Raw genomic sequence first — 18942 nt, 5'->3', positions numbered from 1 at the left:
TGGTCAGGCAGAGGGAGGGTTGCCGTAGTAGGCGTCCGGGCCGTGCTTCCGTGTGAAGTGGCGGTCCAGGACGTGCTGCGGGGGTTCGACCGAGCCCAGGGCGATGGTGTGGAGAGCCATCTCGGCCACCGCCTCGCAGATGATGGCGTGCTCCAGGGACGTGGTGGCGTCGATGCCCCAGGTGAAGGGGCCGTGGTGGGCGACCAGGGCGCCGGGCACTTCCCTGGCTCGGGTGTCGTCACGGCCCAGCAGGTCCACGATGACCTGGCCGGTGTTGTACTCGTAGTCCGTGGCGCACTGCTGGGGGGTGAGGGCCGCGGTGACGGGGACGGGGCCGTTGAAGGTGTCCGCGTGCGTCGTACCGAGCACCGGTATCGGACGCCGGGCCTGGGCGAAGGCGACGGCGTGGGTGGAATGCGTGTGCGTCACGCCTCCTATGGAGGGGAAGGCCAGGTAGAGACTGCGGTGCGTCTCCGTGTCGGTGGACGGGCGCAGGTGGCCGTCCACGACGCTCCCGTCGGACAGGGAGACGACGACCAGGTCCTCCTCCCTCAGGACGTCGTAGGCCACACCTGAGGGCTTGATGACGAAGACTCCGGCTTGTCGGTCCACACCGCTCACGTTGCCCCAGGTGAGGGTGGCGAGCCCGGCTCGGGGGATGCGGAGGTTGGCCTCCAGGACCTCTCGGCGCAGCTCCTTGGAAACGGTGGTGATCACGGAGGACTCCGTCCTGGTGGGGGTGTTCACAGGCTCTGGGCCAGACGGTGGTACGCCTGGTTCCAGCGCAGCTCACGCGTGAAGCGCCGGATGGTGGTGTCTTCGTCGATGACGGCGAGTTCGGTCCGCAGCATCTCGGCGAGGTCCTCGAGCTCCTCGCCGCCGAGAGCGGTGGTCAGGACGGTGTGGTGCGGTGCTCCGGCCGTCAGCCAGGCCTCGGTGGAGGTACGGAGGTCGGGGCGGGGTCGCCAGACGGCGCGGGCGACGGGAAGCCGGGGAAGCGGCTCGGGCGGGGCGACGACGTCGATGTGGTTGGCGACGAGGCGGAACCGGTCGCCCATGTCGGCGAGACCGACGACGACGGCCGGACCGGGGGCCGCGTCGAAGACGAGGCGGACCGGGTCCTCGCGTCCGCCGATGCCGAGCGGATGGATCTCGCAGGTGGGCGTGGCCGTCGTGAGGGAGGGGCAGACCTCGAGCATGTGGGCACCGAGGATGAGCTCCTGGCCGGGCGTGAGGTCGTAGGTGTAGTCCTCCATGAAGGAGGTGCCGCCGGGCAGCCCGTGGGCCATCGCCTTCAGCGTGCGCAGCAGGGTGGAGGTCTTCCAGTCTCCTTCGCCGCCGAAGCCGTAGCCGTCCGCCATCAGGCGCTGCACGGCGAGGCCGGGCAGCTGGCGCAGGCCGCCGAGGTCCTCGAAGTTGGTGGTGAAGGCGCGGAACCCGCCTTCCGTGAGGAAGGTGCGCAGGCCGGCTTCGATGCGAGCGGCGTAGCGCAGGGAGTCGTGGCGCTCGCCGCCGGGCCGCAGCTCGGGCGCGAGGGCGTAGAGGTCCTGGTACTCCTTGACGAGGGCGGTGACGGTGTCGTCGGGGGTGGCGTCGACCGCGGCGACGAGGTCGTTGACGCCGTAGGTGTTGACCGAAACCCCGAACCGGAGCTGTGCCTCGACCTTGTCGCCTTCGGTGACGGCGACGTCGCGCATGTTGTCGCCGAACCGGGCGAGTTTGAGGGTGGTGAGTTCGGATCGGCCGACGGCGGCGCGGGCCCATCCGGCGATGCGGTCGACGACGTCCGGGGTGGAGACGTGGCCGGCCACGGTCTTGCGCGGGACACCGAGGCGGGTCTGGACGAAGCCGAACTCCCGGTCGCCGTGGGCGGCCTGGTTCAGGTTCATGAAGTCCATGTCGATGGTGGACCAGGGCAGTCGGCGGTTGGACTGGGTGTGCAGGTGCAGCAAGGGCTTGCTCAGGGCGTCGAGGCCGGCAATCCACATCTTGGCCGGGGAGAAGGTGTGCATCCAGGCGATCAGGCCGATGCAGCGGTCGTCGGCGTTGGCCTCCAGGCAGACCGCGCGGATGGCGGCCGCGTCGGTGAGGACCGGTTTCCACACGAGGCGGACGGTCATCTGGGGCTGGTCGGCGAGGGTGTCGCGGATGACGCGGGACTGGTCGGCGACCTGGGCCAGGGTGTCGTCGCCGTAGAGGGCCTGGCTGCCGGTGAGAAACCAGATCTCGCGGTCGGGCTGGGCGAGCGTCATGTCGGGTGTGCTCCTCGGAGGTGCTGGGGCGGAGAGGTCGGGCCGATGGAGGCTGCGGGGGGAGATGGTCCGGTCAGCCGGTGGTGGTGACGCGTGCGGTGTTGCGCATCCGTCGCAGGCGGTGCAGGAGGAGGTCCGCGCCGGTGCCGAAGTGCTCGTGGAGGGCGCGGTACTCGCCGAACAGCGCGTCGTAGGCGTCCGCCCGTGCGGGGTCGGGCAGGTACGCGTGGCGCTGGACGCTTCCCATGACGGACGCGGCGGAGCGGACGTCGGGGTAGGCGCCCGCGGCGACGGCGGCGTGGATGGCCGAGCCGAGCGCCGGCCCCTGTTCGGAGGTCCCGAGGGAGACGGGGCGGCGGAGCACGTCGGCGTATATCTGCATGAGCAGCGCGTTCTTCTTCAGGCCCCCGGTGACGATGAACTCCTCGACGGGGATCCCGCCGTCCTCGAAGGTCTCGACGATCATCCGGGTGCCGTAGGCGGTGGATTCGAGCAGGGCCCGGTAGACGTCTTCGGGGCGGGTGTCGAGGGTGAGGCCGGCGATGACTCCGGAGAGGTGGTGGTCGACCAGGGGGGAACGGTTGCCGTTCATCCAGTCCAGGGCGACCAGACCGTGCGCGCCGACCGGCTGATCGGCGGCCTTGCGGGTCAGGAGTTGGTGCAGGTCCTCCCCCGATGCCTCTGCCTCGGCGCGGTAGTGGTCCGGGACGCCCTGGCGGAGCCACCAGGCGAAGATGTCACCGACCGCGCTCTGGCCGGCCTCGTAGCCGTAGGCACCCTCGACGATGCCTCCGTCGACGACCCCGCAGATGCCGGGGACCTCGGCGAGGGCGGCGCCGTTGAGGACGTGGCAGGTGGAGGTGCCCATGATGGCGAGCATCCGGCCGTTCTCGACGGCGCCCGCCGCGGGCGCGGCCACGTGGGCGTCGACGTTGCCGACGGCGACGGCGATGCCCTCGGGGAGGCCGGTCCAGTGCGCGGCCCGGCCGCTCAGTCCGCCGGCACGGGAGCCCAGGGCTGACAGCGGGTGCTCCAGGCGTGTGGCGGGGAAGTCGGCGAATTCCGGGTGGAGTCGGGCGAGGAAGCCGGGCGAGGGGTAGGCGCCGTCCTGGTGGATGCCCTTGTAGCCGGCGGTGCAGGTGTTGCGGGACTCGGTGCCGGTCAGCTGCCAGACGATCCAGTCGGCGGCCTCGATCCAGCGGGCGCAGGCGGCGTAGACGGCCGGGTCCTCTTCCAGGACCTGCAGGGCCTTCGCGTACTGCCACTCGGAGGAGATCTTGCCGCCGTACCGTGCGATCCACTTCTCGCCGTGGGCGTGAGCGAGCGCGTTGATCCGGTCGGCCTGCCCCTGGGCCGCGTGGTGCTTCCACAGTTTGGGCCAGGCGTGCGGGCGGTCGGCCCACTCGGGCGTCAGGGCGAGCGGGGTGCCGTCCGGGGTCGTCGGCAGGACCGTGCAGGCGGTGAAGTCGGTGGCGACGCCGATGACGCGGGCCGGGTCGACTCCGGCGTCTGCGAGCGCCGCCGGAACGGCGGTACGCAGGACGTCGCGCCAGTCCTCGGGGTGCTGCAGCGCCCAGTCGGGGGGCAGGGGGGCGCCGGTGGAGGGAAGGCGTTCCTCGATGACTGCGTGGCGGTACTCGTGGACCGACGAACCGAGTTCGGCGCCGTCCCGGACCCTGACCACGACGGCGCGCCCGGAGAGGGTGCCGAAGTCGACTCCGATCGTGCAGGCCTCGGGATGGTGACGGACTGCGGGGTCGGAAAGGGCGTGTGTGGTCACGATGCGGTCTCTCTCGTCATGAGCAGGGGTCGGAGGAGCATCCTGATTGTTAACGCTCACAATTGTGTTGGACAAGAGCTGGGTGCAGTTCTGTCGAACATTCGGCAAGAAATGAGGCCTCTGAAGTGAGCGCTCACTTCTGCGTCAGAGGTGTCCCACGGCGCCGCGACCGGTCCGGCAGGAGGTGGGGCGGTCGGGCAGGGAGGAGCCGGGCGGCTGGTGGAGGGAGAGCGGCCGGTAGGGGGCGGCGGGGGCCCTGCGCAGGCGGACCGACGCGCGTGCGCCGCCGGACGCCGCACGGCTGACGACCGGCGCCCGACGGTAGGCGGGAGGGCACCGACGGAAGGCGGGAGGCGAGAGGCCACCGACAGAAGGCGGGAGGCCACCGACAGAAGGCGGGAGGCCACCGACAGAAGGCGGGAGGCCACCGACAGAAGACGACCGACGACCTACGACCGACGGGAGGCCACCGGCGGGGAAGGCGACCAGCGGGAGGCCTGTCACCGGCGGCCGGCAGGCGGCGGCGAGAGCCGCCCGCCGCGTCAGCCCTCGTCCGAAGGGCGCGTGCTCGCCCGCATGATGAGCTGCGGTTCCACCAGGAGATGCTCGGCCTTCCGGGCGCGACCCTCGATGTGGTCCACCAGGAGCCCGATGCTCCGCCGCCCGATGGCGGCGAAGTCCTGGCGGACCGTCGTCAGCGGCGGAGGGAAGTACTCGGCCTCCGGGATGTCGTCGAAGCCGGCGACGGCCACCTGTCCGGGGGTGCGGATCCCGCCCTCGCGCAGCGCCCGCAGGACGCCGAGCGCCATCTGGTCGTTGGCGACGAAGACGGCCGTGACCGGTGTCGCCCCGCGGCGGGCCAGGGCGAGTCCCGCGAGTTCCTGTCCCGCCCGGTACCCGGACAGCGGGCTCCAGTCCCCCGTCAGTACGCGGGGAGGCCGGATGCCGCTCTCCTCCAGGACGGCGCGCCAGCCCGCGGTGCGGGCCTCGCTCTCCAGCCAGTCCTCGGGGCCCGCCACGTGCCAGACGGTGCTGTGCCCGGCGGCGAGCAGGTGCTCCGTGACCATGCGGGCGCCGAGCTCCTGGTCGAGGGAGACGCCGGGCAGGTCGAGCTGATGACCCCCCTCCACGGTGACCACGGGGAAGGGCGCGTCCAGCTCGGCGAGCGCCTGCACGTGCGAGCGTTGCGGGGTGATGGCGACGACACCCTCCACGCCCCAGGACGCCAGGTGGTCGATGGCGTCCTTGAGCCCCTGTCCCTCTCCGGTGCGCAGATTGACGGTCGAGACGAGGTAGCCCTCTTCCCGGGCCGCCTCCTCCAGGCCGGTCAGGGTGCTGGCAGGGCCGTACAGGGCTGTGTTGACGGCGATGACACCCAGCGTCCTCGTACGGCGCGTCACCAGGGCGCGTGCGGCGGAGTTGCGGCGGTAGCCCAGCCGCTCGATGGCCACGGTGACCTGTTCCCGGGTGGCCGCGCGCACGTTGGGGTGACCGCTCAGCACCCGGGAGACGGTCTGGTGGGAGACCCCCGCCTCTCGTGCGACGTCGGCCATCGTCGGCGGGCGGACGTCTTCCGCAGGATGCGCCACGTTCGCCTCCCTTCTCCCTGCTTACGGCTGTGTATCGATGCGAGAAAAACCTTAGCGCCTCTTGTATCACGCCGTTGTGAGCGCTAACAATCTACCTCGACCGGGGCGCCGACGCCCCTGGCCACCCAGCCGGAACGGCGCCGTCCCGGTGGTGCGAGGACACGCGCTGCCATCGAGCCCGTCCCCGGTCGGAGCCGCTCTCGACGACGGGATTGCCAGGTAACGCCCATGAAGAAGTTCCGATCCGTATCCGCCCTCCTGGCCGTGACCACCGGCTGCGCCCTGCTCCTGACCGCCTGCGGGCAGAACAGCGAGGGGGGCAGCCAGGAATCGAAGGACAAGAAGGACCTCACCATCGGCATCGCCATGCCCACCAAGTCCTCCGAGAGGTGGATCGCCGACGGCCGGAACATGACCGCGAGCCTGAAGAAGGCCGGCTTCTCCACGACCCTGCAGTACGGGGAGGACGACCCCGACCAGCAGGTCGCCCAGATCGAGAACATGATCACCCAGGGCGTCGACGCCCTGGTCGTGGCCGCCATCAACGGCGAGGCCCTGTCCAACGTCCTGCAGCAGGCGGCGGACGCCCACATCCCGGTCATCTCCTACGACCGGCTCATCCTGGGCTCCTCCCACGTCGACTACTACGCCTCCTTCGACAACGAGAAGGTCGGCGAGCTCCAGGCCACGTACATCGTCGAGAAGCTGGGACTCAAGGCCGGCGCGAAGAAGGGCCCCTTCAACATCGAGCTGTTCGCCGGGTCCAACGACGACAACAACACCAAGTACTTCTTCAACGGCGCCATGAAGGTGCTGAAGCCCTTCCTCGACAAGAAGCAGCTGGTCGTGCGCTCCCAGCAGACCCGGCTCAACCAGGTCACCACGCTGCGCTGGGACGGAGGGACGGCGCAGAAGCGCATGGACGACCTGCTGACCTCCTCGTACTCCACGGCCCGGGTCGATGCCGTCCTCTCCCCCTACGACGGCATCTCCATCGGCATCCTCTCCGCCCTGAAGTCCGACGACTACGGCAGCGCCGCCAAGCCGCTGCCGGTCGTCACCGGCCAGGACGCGGAGGTCGCCTCCGTGAAGTCGATCATCGCGGGCGAGCAGACGGAGACCGTCTACAAGGACACCCGTGCACTCGCGCAGGTCGCCGCGGACATGGTGACCGCCGTCCTCGCCGGCAAGAAGCCCGAGATCAACGACGACACCACCTACGACAACGGCAAGAAGGTGGTCCCGGCCTTCCTGCTCGACCCGGTGAGCGTCGACAAGTCGAACTACCGGAAGGTCCTGGTCGACTCCGGCTACATCGACGCCGGGGAGCTGCGGTGACCCCCGCCGCGGCCCACTCCCCCGACGCTCCCGCCCCGGTCTCGCCCCCGGCCGGCCCCGTCCTCGAAATGCGGTCCATCGTCAAGACCTTCCCCGGAGTCAGGGCGCTGTCCGAGGTGACCCTGTCCGTGGAGCGCGGCGAGGTGCACGCCCTGTGCGGAGAGAACGGTGCAGGCAAGTCGACCCTCATGAAGGTCCTGTCCGGCGTCCACCCGCACGGGACCTACGAAGGCGAGATCCTCTTCGACGGCGAGCCGTGCCGTTTCAAGGACATCAGGGCGAGTGAGCAGCACGGCATCGTCATCATCCATCAGGAGCTCGCACTCGTTCCCTACCTGTCGATCGCCGAGAACATCTTCCTCGGCAACGAGCCGTCACGGCGGGGGATCATCGACTGGCGCGAGGCGCTGCGCCGGGCGTCCGAACTGCTCAGGCGGGTCGGTCTCGACGAACACCCGGAGACCCGAGTCGCCGACATCGGTGTCGGCAAGCAGCAGCTCGTGGAGATCGCGAAGGCGCTGGCGAAGGACGTCCGGCTGCTGATCCTGGACGAGCCCACCGCGGCGCTCAACGACGAGGACAGTGCGAAGCTGCTGCGGCTGATGCGGGAGCTGAAGAGCCAGGGCATCACCTCGATCATCATCTCGCACAAGCTGAACGAGATCGCCCGGATCGCCGACTCCGTCACCATCCTGCGCGACGGTCGCTCCATCGAGACCCTCGATGTCAGGGACCCGGCCACCACCGAGGAACGCATCATCCGCGGCATGGTGGGGCGGGACCTCGACAGCCGTTTCCCCGACCGCACGCCGTACGAGGGCCCGGCCGACGCCGACCCTGTCCTGGAGATCCGGGACTGGACCGTGCGCCATCCGCTCGACCGCGGCCGCAAGGTCGTCGACGGGGTCTCGCTCCGGGTCCGCCGCGGGGAGATCGTCGGCGTCGCGGGACTCATGGGGGCCGGCCGGACCGAACTCGCCATGAGTGTCTTCGGCCGTTCCTACGGTCACTACGAGCGGGGCGCCGTGTTCAAGGACGGCCGCGAGGTCCGCACACGTACGGTTCCCGACGCTGTCGCCCACGGCATCGCGTACGTCACCGAGGACCGCAAGCACTACGGGCTCGACCTCGGGGACTCCGTGAGCCGGAACATCTCGCTCGCGTCCCTCGGCACCCTCGCCCGTCGCGGAATCGTCGACGGGCACGAGGAGCGCAAGGTGGCCGAACGGTACCGGCGGACCATGAACATCAAGGCTCCGAACGTCCTCGAACCGGTCGGCCGCCTTTCCGGCGGCAACCAGCAGAAGGTCGTTCTCAGCAAGTGGATCCTCGCCGGACCGGACGTCCTCATCCTCGACGAGCCCACGCGCGGAGTCGACGTGGGAGCCAAGTTCGAGATCTACACCGTGATCGACCGGCTCGCCGCCGAGGGCAAGGCGATTCTCTTCATCTCCTCCGAGCTGCCCGAACTGCTCGGCATGTGCGACCGCATCTACACCATGGCCGCCGGACGGCTGACCGGCGAGGTCACCCGTGAGGACGCCACGCAGGAAGTGCTGATGCGGCACATGACGCAGGACTCCCCCGCACCACCGGCGGTCACCGCAGGCGCCGCCTCCAGCGAAGGACACCAGGCATGAGCACCGACGTCAGCACGAAGACGACCACCCCGGCGCCCCCGGGCAACGGGTTCCCTGCCACCGGGAACTCGATGGCCCGGGTGCTCCTGGACGGCGTCCGGCGGAACATGCGCCAGTACGGAATGCTCTTCGCACTCGGCCTGATCGTGCTCCTGTTCCAGATCTGGACCGGCGGCGACCTCCTGCTGCCGCGCAACGTCTCCAACCTGGTGCTGCAGAACAGCTACATCCTCATCCTGGCCATCGGCATGATGATCGTCATCATCTCCGGGCACATCGACCTGTCGGTGGGTTCTCTGATGGCCCTGGTCGGCGGCATCGGGGCGGTGCTCATGGTCGAGCACCATGTCTCCTGGCCGGTAGCGGTGCTCCTCACCCTGCTCCTCGGAGCCGTCGCCGGCGCACTGCAGGGATTCTTCATCGCGTACGTCGGCATACCGTCGTTCATCGTGACCCTCGCCGGCATGCTGCTGTTCCGCGGGCTCACGGAGATCTTCCTCAAGGGGCAGACGCTCGGCCCGTTCCCGGACGGACTGCAGAAGGTCGCCAACGGCTTCCTGCCGAAGGCGGGGCCGCAGACCAACTACCACAACCTGACCCTGCTCCTCGGCGTGGGACTGATCGCCTACGTGGTCTTCCAGGAGGTGCGGGACCGTCGCCGTCAGCGGGAGTTCTCCCTGGAGACGATCCCCACCGGCCTGTTCGCGCTGAAGGTGACGGCACTGGTCGCCGCGGTCCTGGTCACGACCCTGCTGCTCGCCAGCTACAAGGGCGCCCCCGTGGTCCTCCTGATCCTGGCCGCGCTGCTGGTCGGCTTCGGCTACGTGATGCGCAACGCGGTGATCGGCCGCCACGTGTACGCGATCGGCGGGAACCTGCCCGCCGCGAAGCTGTCCGGGGTCAAGGACAAGAAGGTGACCTTCGCGGTGTTCCTCAACATGGGAATGCTCGCGGCGCTCGCCGGACTCGTCTTCGCGGCGCGCTTCAACGCGGCCTCGCCGAAGGCCGGCGTGAACTTCGAACTCGAGGCCATCGCCGCCGCGTTCATCGGCGGGGCGTCCATGAGCGGCGGCGTCGGGACCGTACTGGGAGCCATCATCGGCGGCCTGGTCCTCGGCGTGCTCAACAACGGCATGAACCTGGTGGGGGTGGGCACCGACTGGCAGCAGGTCATCAAGGGCCTCGTGCTCCTCGCGGCGGTCGGCTTCGACGTGTGGAACAAGCGACGGGCGGGCGCCTGACACCGCTCCGGACACGGCTGTGCCCGCCGGTTCCTCCACCGGCGGGCACAGCCGTGTCGACGTGTTCGTACGCGGTCAGCCGCGGGTACCGAACCGCAGGACCGTCCTCGACCGGTACTCGTCGCCGGGGCGCAGCACCGGGGACGGGTCACCGGGGCGGTTCGGGGAGTCGGGGAAGTGCTGGGTCTCCAGCGCGATGCCGGCGCCCGCCCGGTAGGGCGTACCGCTCTTGCCGAGGACCGATCCGTCGAATTGCCCCGCGGTGTAGACCTGGAGGCCGGGCTCCGTGGTCAGCACCTCCATGCAGCGGCCCGTTGCCGGCGCGTGGAGGAAGGCGGCGCGGTGCAGTGTTTCGTTGCCGTGCGCACTCAGGACGAAGTTGTGGTCGTAGCCGCCGCCCGCGTCGGGGCGGGCCAGGGCCTCACCGATCCTGAGCGGCCGGCGGAGGTCGAACGCGGTGCCGGACACGGGGCGGTGGTCCCCGTGGGGGATGAGATCCCCATCGACCGGTGTGTAGTGGGCGGCGTCGACGGCCAGTTCGTGGTCGAGGATGTCGCCGGCGCCCTCGCCTTCGAGGTTGAAGTAGGCGTGGTTGGTCAGGTTGACCGGGGTGGGCGCATCGGTGACCGCGGCGTACGAGAAGGAGAGTTCGTTGCCGCGGCCGATGAGACAGCTGACCGTGACGTCCAGGTTTCCCGGAAATCCCTGGTCGCCGTCGGGGCTGCGGAGGTGCAGAAGTACACCGGTCCACTCCGGGGTGTGCACGCTTTCGGCTTCCCAGAGCCGGGTGTCGAAGCCGTCCGTTCCGCCGTGCAGGCAGTGGCCGTCCTCCTGCGTGGTCAGCTGGTACGGCTTCCCGTCCAGGGAGAACCGGCCTTGTGCGATGCGGTTGGCGTAGCGGCCGACGGTGGCGCCGAAGTATCGGGCGGCGGCCGTCCGGGCCGGGTCGCGGGGAGCGAGGACGATGTCTGCCGGGGTGCCGTGCCGGTCCGGCACCCACAGCCCGTGGAGTCGGGCACCGCGGGTGTGGACCTCCGCCGTGAGTCCGCCGGGAAAGCCGAAGGTCCAGCGTTGCCCGGCATCCGTGCCGGGGTGGCAGACCGGTGGGCCTCCGGTGAAAGGGGAAGGGGTCATGGGAGTTCCTTGTTCGGAGTGCGGCACGGCCGGGAAAGGGGGCTCAACGCCCCGCGTTCCCGGCCGCTGTCGTGAGGGTCGGTGGTCAGTGGTCTGTCCGCTCGGGATCCGGGCTCGGCCGGGAGGTCATTCCGTCGGGCGGGACCCTCCGAAGAGGCGTTGGAGGAGGATGAAGACGAACAGCAGACCGCCGATGACGATGCGCGTCCACCACGAGCTGAGCGTGCCCTGGAAGCTGATGATGGTCTGGATCAGGCCGAGGACCGTCACGCCCAGCGCGGTGCCCAGGACGAAACCGGAGCCCCCGGTCAGCAGTGTCCCTCCGATGACGGCGGCCGCGATGGCGTCGAGTTCCATGCCGACGGCGTGCAAGGCGTAGCCGGACAGCATGTAGAAGGTCAGCAGCAGACCGCCGAGGGCGGAGCACAGACCGCTCACGGCATACACCGCGACCTTGGTGCGTCCCACGGGCAGGCCCATGAGACGGGCCGAGGACTCGTTGCCGCCCAGGGCGTAGACGCTGCGGCCGAAGCGGGTGTGGTGGAGGACGACGAAGGCGAGCGCCAGTACGACCAGGGCGATGACCACGGCGGGTGAGACGAACAGTCCCCCGGGCAGGAGCACCCGTGTCTGGGCGATCCGCGTGGTCGTCGGGTCGGTGAGGGAGATGGACTCCGTGCTGATCATGTAGCAGAGGCCGCGGGCGAGGAACATGCCCGCGAGGGTGACGATGAAGGGCTGGATCTCGAAGGCGTGGATCACCCAGCCCATGAGGGCGCCGCCCCCTGCTCCGACCAGCAGGACCAGCGGCACCGCCAGGGCGAGCGGCACGCCGTTCTGTTCGACGAGCCAGGCCGTCAGCATGGTCGACAAGGCCACCATGGAGCCGACGGACAGGTCGATTCCACCGGTGAGGATGACGAACGTCATGCCGATCGCCACGACGAGCAGGAAGCCGTTGTCGATCAGGACGTTGAGCAGGACCTGCGCGGAGAAGAAGCCTTCGTACTGCAGGGAGCCGAGCGAGAACATCGCGATCAGCAGAGTGGCCGTCACCATGAGCGGCAAGCGGGTGGCATGCCGTACCGAGAACCGCTGGAGCGGCCTGGTGAGGGAGCTGAGGGGGGTACTCACGGGTGGACCTCCTGCTGGCGGGCTCCCACGTCGCCGGCCGCGGGGGCCGGGTCCGGGGCGGCCGGTCGGCGACGGCGTGGGAGTCGCGCGCGGAACGCGGGCGACTGGACGAGACACACGACGATGACGACCAGGGCCTTGAAGACGAGGGTGGTCTCCGGCGGGACGCCGAGGGTGTAGATCGTGGTCGAGAGGGTCTGGATGACCAGCGCGCCCAGGACCGTCCCGCCGAGGGAGAAACGGCCGCCCGTGAGAGCGGTGCCGCCGATGACCACGGCGAGGATCGCGTCCAGCTCGATCCACAGGCCCGCGTTGTTGCCGTCGGCGCTGGACACGTTGGAGCTGATCATCAGGCCGGCCACCGCGGCGCACACGGCGCTCACGACGTAGACCATGACCAGGAGCCCGGCCGCCCGGATGCCGACGAGTCGGCTCGCGACCGGGTTGCCGCCCACCGATTCGATGAGCATGCCGAGCGCGGTCCGCCGGGTGACGAGGGAGGTCACCGCGACGAGGGCAGCGGCAAGCAGGACGGCGAAGGGGAGGGTGAGCCAGTAGCCGCCGCCGATCATCTTGTAGGCGCTGCTGGACACGCTGATGATCTGGCCGTCGGTGATCAGCTGGGCCACACCGCGCCCTGCGACCATGAGGACCAGCGTGGCGACGATGGGCTGGACGCCGAGCCGGGCGACGAGGAAGCCGTTCAGCAGTCCGATCGCGGCGGCCACGCCGACCGCCACCGCGATCGCCGAGATGACGGTGGGCAGACTTCCGGGGTCCTTCGCGGTGGCGATGTGCTCGCACGCGAGGGCGCCGGCGATGGCGACCGTCGAGCCGACCGAGAGGTCGATGCCCCGGGTCGCGATGACCAGCGTCATGCCGAGCGACACCAGGATCAGGGGGGCGCCGAACTGGAGGATGTCGATCAGGCTGCCGTACAGGTGCCCGTTCTGGACGCGGACGGCGAAGAAGTCATGGGTGAGCGCGACGTTCCCCAGCAACAGGGCGGCCAGGACGGCGGCGGGCCAGAACAGGCGGTGCTCGGTGAGCCGCCGGCCGCCGGGCGCCCGGGCCGGACGCACCCCGGCGCCGGTGTCGTCAGGTGGTGTCATGAGGTGGCTCCGGTGGCGATGGCGCCCAGGATCCGGTCGGGCGTCAGGGTCGTGTCGTTGGAGAGGGTGGCGACGAGCCGGTGGTCGCGCAGCACGCCGACCCGGTGGCTCAGCCGCAGCACCTCCTCCAGTTCGGCGGAGATGAAGAGGACTGCGGTGCCCTCCGCGGCCAGGCGGGTGACCAGCTTCTGGATCTCCGTCTTGGCGCCGATGTCGATGCCCCGGGTGGGCTCGTCAAGGATCAGCAGCTCGGGGTCGGTGAGCAGCCATCGGGCGAGCAGCACCTTCTGCTGGTTGCCTCCGCTGAGATTGCGGACCTGGGCCTCGGGGTTGGCCGGACGGATGTCCAGGACCTCGATCCACCGGGCGGCGATCTCGTCCTGTCGGGTGCGGGAGAGGGGTCTGGTCCAGCCGCGTGCGGCTTGCAGGGCCAGCACGATGTTCTCGCGGACCGTGAGTTCGCCGATCAGGCCCTCCGCCTTGCGGTTCTCCGAGCAGAAGGCGATCTTGTGGGCGATCGCGGCGCGCGGCGAGCGCAGGACGGCGCGCCGGCCGTCGATCCGCAGTTCGCCTCCGTCGGCGTGGTCGGCGCCGAAGAGCAGCCGGGCCGCCTCGGTACGTCCGGATCCGAGGAGTCCGGCCAGGCCGATGACCTCGCCGCGGTGGATGTCCAGGTCGTACGGCTCGATGGAACCGGCCCGGGCGAGTCCGCGGGCGCTCAGGAAGGGGGCGTCCGTGGAGTCGGGGACGTCGACGGTGCCGGTGTGGGACGTCTCGGCCAGTTCGTCCAGGGTGCGCAGTTCGCTGCCGACCATGCGGTGGACGAGGGTGACGGGTGTCAGCTCGTCGATGCGGTACTCGCCTTCGAGGCGGCCGTTGCGCAGGACGGTCACGCGGTCGCACAGGTCGAAGACCTGGTCGAGGAAGTGAGTGACGAAGAGGATCGCGACGCCCCGGTCACGGAGTCGGCGTACCAGTGCGAACAGTTGGGCGACTTCGTCCCGGTCGAGGCTGGAGGTGGGCTCGTCGAGGACGAGCACCTTCGCCTCGATGTCCACGGCACGTACGATCGCGACGAGTTGCTGGACGGCGAGGGAATGCGCGCTCAGCGGCAGGCGGACGTCGAGGTCGAGTTCCAGCTCGGTGATGAGCTGTGCCGCGCGCCGGTGGAGAGCCGACCAGTGGACGAGTCCCAGTCGCCGGGGTTCACGGCCGATGAGGATGTTCTCGGCGACGGAGAGGTTGGGGCACAGGTTCACCTCCTGGTAGACCGTGCTGATTCCGGCGTGCTGTGCTTCCAGTGGTTCGGCGAACCGCTGGGGGGTGCCGTCGACGGAGACCGTTCCCGCGTCGGGCGGGTGGACCCCGGTGAGTACCTTGATGAGGGTCGACTTGCCGGCGCCGTTCTCGCCCATCAGCGCATGGACCTCGCCCGGGAAGAGGCGCAGGTCCACGCCGTCGAGGGCGAGGACGCCGGGGAAGGCCTTGCGGATGCCGTGGGCCTCCAGGACCGGCCGGTCGGTGCGTGTGGGTGTGCGGGGGGTGGGTGGGGCTGCCATCCGCCCTCCTCTCCTGAGGGATCGGGGGCGGCGCGAGGCCGCCCCCGGTCTGCTGCGGGCGGTGGGTCAGTACTGGCGGCCGGGCAGGGCGGCCGCGGCCTGGTCCTGGGTGAAGACGCCCTCCTTGACCTCGACCCGTCGCGGGACGCTCTCCCCCGCCGCGACCTTCTTGGCGAGTTCCATGAGCTGGTCGCCGAGGAGCGGGTTGCACTCGACGACCACGTTGATCTTCTTCTCCTGCATGGCGACGAAGGCGTCCTTGATGCCGTCGACGGAGATCACCTTGATGTCGACGCCCGGCTTCTTGCCCGCCTCCTCGATGGCCTGGATGGCGCCGAGGGCCATGTCGTCGTTGTGGGCGTACAGGACGTCGATGTCCTCGTGGGACTTGAGGAAGGCCTGCATGACCTCCTTGCCCTTGGCTCGGGTGAAGTCCCCGGTCTGGGAGGCGACGACCTTGAACTTGGGGTCGCCCTTGATGACGTCGGCGAAGCCCGCCTTGCGGTCGTTGGCGGGTGCGGAACCGGTGGTGCCCTGGAGTTCGACGAGGTTGACCGGCGCGGAGGTGCCCTCGTACTCCTTGACCAGCCACTTGCCGGCCTCCTGTCCCTCCTTGACGAAGTCGGAGCCGAGGAACGTCCGGTAGAGGGAGGTGTCCTGCGAGTCGACCGCACGGTCGGTGAGGATCACCGGGATGCCGGCGTTCTTGGCCTCCTTCAGGACGGTGTCCCAGCCGGACTCCACCACCGGCGAGAAGGCGATGACGTCCACCTTCTGCTGGATGAAGGTGCGGATCGCCTTGATCTGGTTCTCCTGCTTCTGCTGCGCGTCGGAGAACTTCAGCGTGACACCGGCCTTCTCGGCCGCCTCGCGTACGGACTTGGTGTTGGCGGTGCGCCAGCCGCTCTCGGCTCCTACCTGGGCGAACCCGAGCACCAGCTTGCCGTCGGAGGAGCCCTTGCCGGTGCCGCCGGTGCTGCCGGTCGTCGCGGGCTCGGTGGTGCAGGCGGTCAGCACACTGCCGGCCAGGGCGGCGGCGGCGATGACGCGGAGGGCTCTGTGGGCCATGTCGTGGTTCCTCTCGGGACGTGCGTCGGACCAGGCGGAGCCCTGAAGGAGATGGGCCCGGTGAAGGCGTGGCTGCGCAGGGGTGGTTGAGCCGGGCGGAGGCAGAACGAAGCGTCTGCCTCGACGATCGGCGCTGGCGAATGCGTCACATTGTGAGCGCTAACAGAGTTGTAACTCAAGGGCTCGTGCGGCCGTTACCCGTTCTTGATACGCAGGAGCGAGTCGGCGATGGAGTACGGGAAGACCCGCAAGCCAGGAGGAGCACGCAGTCAGCGAGGGCACCTTGGCCCTCCGAGTGGGCCCGTACGATCCCCCTCGGATCGAGACGCCTCCTCCGCCGCCTACAGACCCGATGCAGCGACCTGACATGGGAAATCGACCCAGAGTTGTGAGCGTTAACACTCATGGTCACCCCTTCCGTGCACGCAAGCCGGAGGAGCCGTCGACATGCGTGCCGCTCGCGCGCGTGCCACCGGCCGAACGGTCGCCGGGGGATCGCCACGAGCTACTCAAAACCCGCCGGAGTGAGGACCGTTGACACGTTCACACCACACTTCATATCGTCGCGACACAATCTCGAACATCGTCCGAGATGTCGAACAGCGGGAGTCTTCCCATGGGTTCCACTCGGTTCAGCACCCATGCGAGGGGACCCGACGACGAGGCGGCCGACCGGAACAAGGCCGGCGGCTCTCCGAGCCCGGCTCCGACCTTGCCGTCGCCGCCCGAAGCCGAGGCCGACCCCGACCGCTTGTTCGCTTCCCACCGACGCGGCCCCGGCACCGAATTCGTTCCTGAGACCACCGCCGGATGCCGCCCGCGACAAGCCCCTACGCCGTACGCGCCTTCTCCGCGGCACGGCTGACGCCACTCGAACTCCTGACGCACCAGCTGGGCATCGACGAATTCGAGCGGGCCGTGGAACTCATGGGCGGCGGCGATCCCCGCGTCGGGAAGGTTCTGCTGCACCCGTAGAACTCCGTGCCCGATCGCACGACCGCGAGTCTCCCGGGCGCCGCGAGATCCGGCGGTCCGTCGACGTCCCGGCGCCGCACGGCCCCCGCCGGGGGGCCGGCGGACCTCGGCGCCTGGGGCGCGTGGGGCTTCGTCGCCCGTCAGGTGGTGTGATGAGGGGGAGGCGCCGGCATGGTGGGCAGCCCCGGCGGCGGTTCGGGCCAGACCAACAGCACCGGACAGGGAGCGTGGTCCACGACGAAGCGTGCGGCCGGGCCGAGGCTGTGCGGTCCGAGGTGGGTGCGGTCGCCGTCGCGGGCCAGGATCAGCAGGTCGCAGCCTTCGGCCGCGGCGACGACCTCGCGTTCTACGCGTCCGGTGCGCTCGTTGCGGGCACAGGGTCGGTCCAGGCGGTCGGCGGCGTCCTGGAGCAGCTGCTGTGCGGAGGCGGCGGCAAAGTGTTCCAGGCGCGTGCCGGGGTCCCTCCCCCAGCCTTCGGCCGGGCGGTGCCCCGCGGGGTGGCCGCGGCCGAGGAGACCGGCGAAGGCGCCGTGTGCCGCGCCCGGGACGTCTGCCGGGGTGACGTGCAGGAGGACGATGTCGGCGTCCGCCGGGGTGTGCGCGCGGGCGGCGTCCACGCAGGCGTGCCATGTGCCCTCGACGATCCAGACGACCACGGCCATGGGTCAGCCTCCTCCGATGACGGTCAGGGAAAGCCACAGTGCCAGTACGGCGACGGCCAGGCTCGCGGGAACCGCGTACACGCCGAGCCGGGTGAACTCCTTGAGCTCCACCTCGCCGTCGTGGGCGTGGACGATGCGTCGCCACAGCAGGGTGGCCAGCGAGCCGGCGTAGGTGAGGTTGGGTCCGATGTTGACCCCGATCAGCACGGCGAGGACCGCGCCGGGCCCCGACGGAGCGGTCAGCGGCAGGAGTACCAGGACCGCGGGCAGGTTGTTGATGACGTTCGCGAGGACGGCGGCCAGTCCGGCGAGAGCGAGCAGTTCCGCCAGTCCCGCGCCCTCGGGGATCAGGTGTCCCAGCGCGTCGTCGAGACCGTTGTCCACCACCGCCAGGACCACGATCCCGAGGGCCAGGACGAAGGCGAGGAAGGGCACGGAGGCGGCGCGGACCAGCGCCAGGGGCGTGGTGCGGCGCCGGATGAGAGCCCGTACGGCGAGGGCCAGTGCCCCTGCCAGGGCGGCCCACGCCGGGTCGATGCCGACCGCCGAGGTCAGCACGAAGCCGACGAGCGTGCATCCCACGGTCACCAGGGCGAACAGCGGCAGCGGCGGGGGTTCGACGGCGGCGGGGGCCTGCGCGCCGGCGTCCAGGTCGGTGGCGAAGAAGCGCCGGAAGACCAGGTACTCGACGCCGATCGCCGCCGCCCAGGGCAGGGCCATCAGCGCGGCGAACCGGGTGAAGCTCAACCCGCTCGCCGTGAAGGCCAGCAGGTTGGTGAGGTTGGAGACGGGCAGCAGCAGGGAGGCCGTGTTCGACAGGTGGGTGCAGGCGTACACGTGTGGTTTGGGGCGGGCGCCGATCCGGGCCGCGGTGGCGAACACCACCGGGGTGAGCAGCACCACCGTGGCGTCCAGGCTGAGCACGGCCGTGATCACCGACGCGGCCAGGAACACCTGGACGAGGAGACGACGTGGCCGGCCCGCCGCCGTACGCCCCATCCACGCCCCGCACGCCTGGAACAGCCCTTCGTCGTCGCAGAGCTGAGCCAGCACCAGTACGGCTGCCAGGAAACCGATCACCGGACCGAGTCGTTCCGCCTCGGCCAGCGCGTCGTCGAAGGAGAGGGCCCCGGTGGCGATCACCAGTGCCGCAGCCGGAACGGCCACGACCGCCTCCGGCCATCCGAAGGGGCGGATGACCGCACAGGCCAGCACGAGGACGAGCAGAGCCACGGACAACGTCTCCGCGAGCTGGGGGTTCAGGATCCGGTCCTTCCGTGGCGGCGGACAGGCCGCCCGCATCATCACGCCGAACGCTACCTCCTCGTGAATCGCCCCCCGCGCATTGACCGGAGGCCGACGTCCCGTCGTGTGGTGGAGCCCGTTGACGGTGGCGGCAGGCGTGATTACTGTGCGCTCCAGATCTCCCGACCTATCGACCAGGTTCGACACTTCGCC

Annotated in this window: 15 protein-coding genes; 4 read left to right on the top strand and 11 right to left on the bottom strand. The window is 70.0% G+C overall.

Going from position 1 to position 18942, the window contains the following annotated elements:
• Positions 1-3 precede the first annotated feature (3 nt).
• The 4 genes from araD to ACN9M0_RS38405 form a co-directional block, all read right to left on the bottom strand.
• Complete coding sequence (gene araD, locus ACN9M0_RS38420; RefSeq protein WP_399694813.1) at positions 4-717, bottom strand: L-ribulose-5-phosphate 4-epimerase AraD; 714 nt, start codon at positions 715-717, stop codon at positions 4-6.
• Positions 718-743: 26 nt separating this feature from the next.
• The gene (araA, locus tag ACN9M0_RS38415) at positions 744-2252 is read right to left on the bottom strand and encodes an L-arabinose isomerase (RefSeq protein ID WP_426405168.1); all 1509 of its coding nucleotides are present in this window, start codon (positions 2250-2252) and stop codon (positions 744-746) included.
• A 73-nt stretch (positions 2253-2325) separates the two neighbouring features.
• Entirely contained in the window at positions 2326-4032 is a 1707-nt protein-coding gene (gene araB / locus ACN9M0_RS38410; protein WP_399694816.1) for a ribulokinase, read from the bottom strand.
• 542 nt (positions 4033-4574) lie between these two features.
• Positions 4575-5621 carry a LacI family DNA-binding transcriptional regulator gene (locus tag ACN9M0_RS38405; RefSeq protein WP_366039843.1) on the bottom strand — a complete coding sequence of 349 codons (1047 nt, stop codon included), beginning with the start codon at positions 5619-5621 and terminating at the stop codon, positions 4575-4577.
• Positions 5622-5849: 228 nt separating this feature from the next.
• Here ACN9M0_RS38405 and chvE point away from each other — a divergent pair, with 228 nt between their 5' ends.
• Genes chvE through mmsB form a run of 3 tightly spaced genes read left to right on the top strand, consistent with a single transcriptional unit; the run spans position 5850 to position 9840 of the window.
• On the top strand, positions 5850-6959 hold the full coding sequence (gene chvE, locus ACN9M0_RS38400; RefSeq protein ID WP_399694819.1) for a multiple monosaccharide ABC transporter substrate-binding protein: 1110 nt from the start codon (positions 5850-5852) through the stop codon (positions 6957-6959).
• Positions 6956-8599 (top strand): multiple monosaccharide ABC transporter ATP-binding protein, encoded by a 1644-nt coding sequence (gene mmsA, locus ACN9M0_RS38395; RefSeq protein WP_399694821.1) that lies wholly within the window; start codon positions 6956-6958, stop codon positions 8597-8599. The genes chvE and mmsA overlap by 4 nt, the downstream gene beginning before the upstream one ends.
• Positions 8596-9840, top strand: coding sequence for a multiple monosaccharide ABC transporter permease (mmsB, locus tag ACN9M0_RS38390; RefSeq protein WP_366039841.1), 1245 nt, complete (start codon positions 8596-8598; stop codon positions 9838-9840). Before mmsA ends, mmsB begins: the two co-directional genes overlap by 4 nt.
• A 75-nt stretch (positions 9841-9915) precedes the next feature.
• On the opposite strand, the gene ACN9M0_RS38385 is transcribed toward mmsB, so the two are convergent.
• The 5 genes from ACN9M0_RS38385 to ACN9M0_RS38365 all read right to left on the bottom strand — a co-directional run bounded on the left by ACN9M0_RS38385 (position 9916) and on the right by ACN9M0_RS38365 (position 15847).
• A complete protein-coding gene (locus ACN9M0_RS38385) occupies positions 9916-10974 on the bottom strand; it encodes an aldose epimerase family protein (RefSeq protein ID WP_426405167.1) in 1059 nt (352 codons plus the stop codon).
• 126 nt (positions 10975-11100) lie between these two features.
• A complete protein-coding gene (gene yjfF / locus ACN9M0_RS38380) occupies positions 11101-12108 on the bottom strand; it encodes a galactofuranose ABC transporter, permease protein YjfF (RefSeq protein ID WP_399694825.1) in 1008 nt (335 codons plus the stop codon).
• A complete protein-coding gene (locus ACN9M0_RS38375; protein WP_426405166.1) occupies positions 12105-13220 on the bottom strand; it encodes an ABC transporter permease in 1116 nt (371 codons plus the stop codon). Before ACN9M0_RS38375 ends, yjfF begins: the two co-directional genes overlap by 4 nt.
• Positions 13217-14779, bottom strand: coding sequence for a sugar ABC transporter ATP-binding protein (locus tag ACN9M0_RS38370; protein WP_426405165.1), 1563 nt, complete (start codon positions 14777-14779; stop codon positions 13217-13219). The genes ACN9M0_RS38375 and ACN9M0_RS38370 overlap by 4 nt, the downstream gene beginning before the upstream one ends.
• Positions 14780-14845: 66 nt before the next feature.
• Positions 14846-15847: an ABC transporter substrate-binding protein gene (locus ACN9M0_RS38365; protein ID WP_366039834.1), complete on the bottom strand. Its 1002-nt coding sequence runs from the start codon at positions 15845-15847 to the stop codon at positions 14846-14848.
• 810 nt (positions 15848-16657) lie between these two features.
• Here ACN9M0_RS38365 and ACN9M0_RS38360 point away from each other — a divergent pair.
• Entirely contained in the window at positions 16658-16822 is a 165-nt protein-coding gene (locus tag ACN9M0_RS38360; RefSeq protein WP_426405164.1) for a hypothetical protein, read from the top strand.
• A 140-nt stretch (positions 16823-16962) separates the two neighbouring features.
• Here ACN9M0_RS38360 and ACN9M0_RS38355 read toward each other — a convergent pair whose 3' ends face one another.
• Positions 16963-17484, bottom strand: coding sequence for a universal stress protein (locus ACN9M0_RS38355; protein WP_366039832.1), 522 nt, complete (start codon positions 17482-17484; stop codon positions 16963-16965).
• A gap of 3 nt (positions 17485-17487) precedes the next feature.
• Positions 17488-18786, bottom strand: coding sequence for an SLC13 family permease (locus tag ACN9M0_RS38350; protein ID WP_426405394.1), 1299 nt, complete (start codon positions 18784-18786; stop codon positions 17488-17490).
• Between the last annotated feature and the right edge of the window lie 156 nt (positions 18787-18942).

Source organism: Streptomyces sp. R-07 (assembly GCF_049913175.1).
Classification (GTDB): Bacteria; Actinomycetota; Actinomycetes; order Streptomycetales; family Streptomycetaceae; genus Streptomyces.
This window is presented reverse-complemented; position numbering and strand designations above follow the sequence as displayed.

What these genes read in the sequence shown, in the direction of transcription:
- ACN9M0_RS38370 (WP_426405165.1), bottom strand. Translation starts at nt 14,779, where the DNA reads ATGGCAGCCCCACCCACCCCCCGCACACCCACACGCACCGACCGGCCG.
- ACN9M0_RS38355 (WP_366039832.1), bottom strand. Translation starts at nt 17,484, where the DNA reads ATGGCCGTGGTCGTCTGGATCGTCGAGGGCACATGGCACGCCTGCGTG.
- ACN9M0_RS38350 (WP_426405394.1), bottom strand. Translation starts at nt 18,786, where the DNA reads ATGCGGGCGGCCTGTCCGCCGCCACGGAAGGACCGGATCCTGAACCCC.
- chvE (WP_399694819.1), top strand. Translation starts at nt 5,850, where the DNA reads ATGAAGAAGTTCCGATCCGTATCCGCCCTCCTGGCCGTGACCACCGGC.
- araA (WP_426405168.1), bottom strand. Translation starts at nt 2,252, where the DNA reads ATGACGCTCGCCCAGCCCGACCGCGAGATCTGGTTTCTCACCGGCAGC.
- ACN9M0_RS38360 (WP_426405164.1), top strand. Translation starts at nt 16,658, where the DNA reads ATGCCGCCCGCGACAAGCCCCTACGCCGTACGCGCCTTCTCCGCGGCA.
- ACN9M0_RS38385 (WP_426405167.1), bottom strand. Translation starts at nt 10,974, where the DNA reads ATGACCCCTTCCCCTTTCACCGGAGGCCCACCGGTCTGCCACCCCGGC.
- ACN9M0_RS38365 (WP_366039834.1), bottom strand. Translation starts at nt 15,847, where the DNA reads ATGGCCCACAGAGCCCTCCGCGTCATCGCCGCCGCCGCCCTGGCCGGC.
- mmsB (WP_366039841.1), top strand. Translation starts at nt 8,596, where the DNA reads ATGAGCACCGACGTCAGCACGAAGACGACCACCCCGGCGCCCCCGGGC.
- ACN9M0_RS38375 (WP_426405166.1), bottom strand. Translation starts at nt 13,220, where the DNA reads ATGACACCACCTGACGACACCGGCGCCGGGGTGCGTCCGGCCCGGGCG.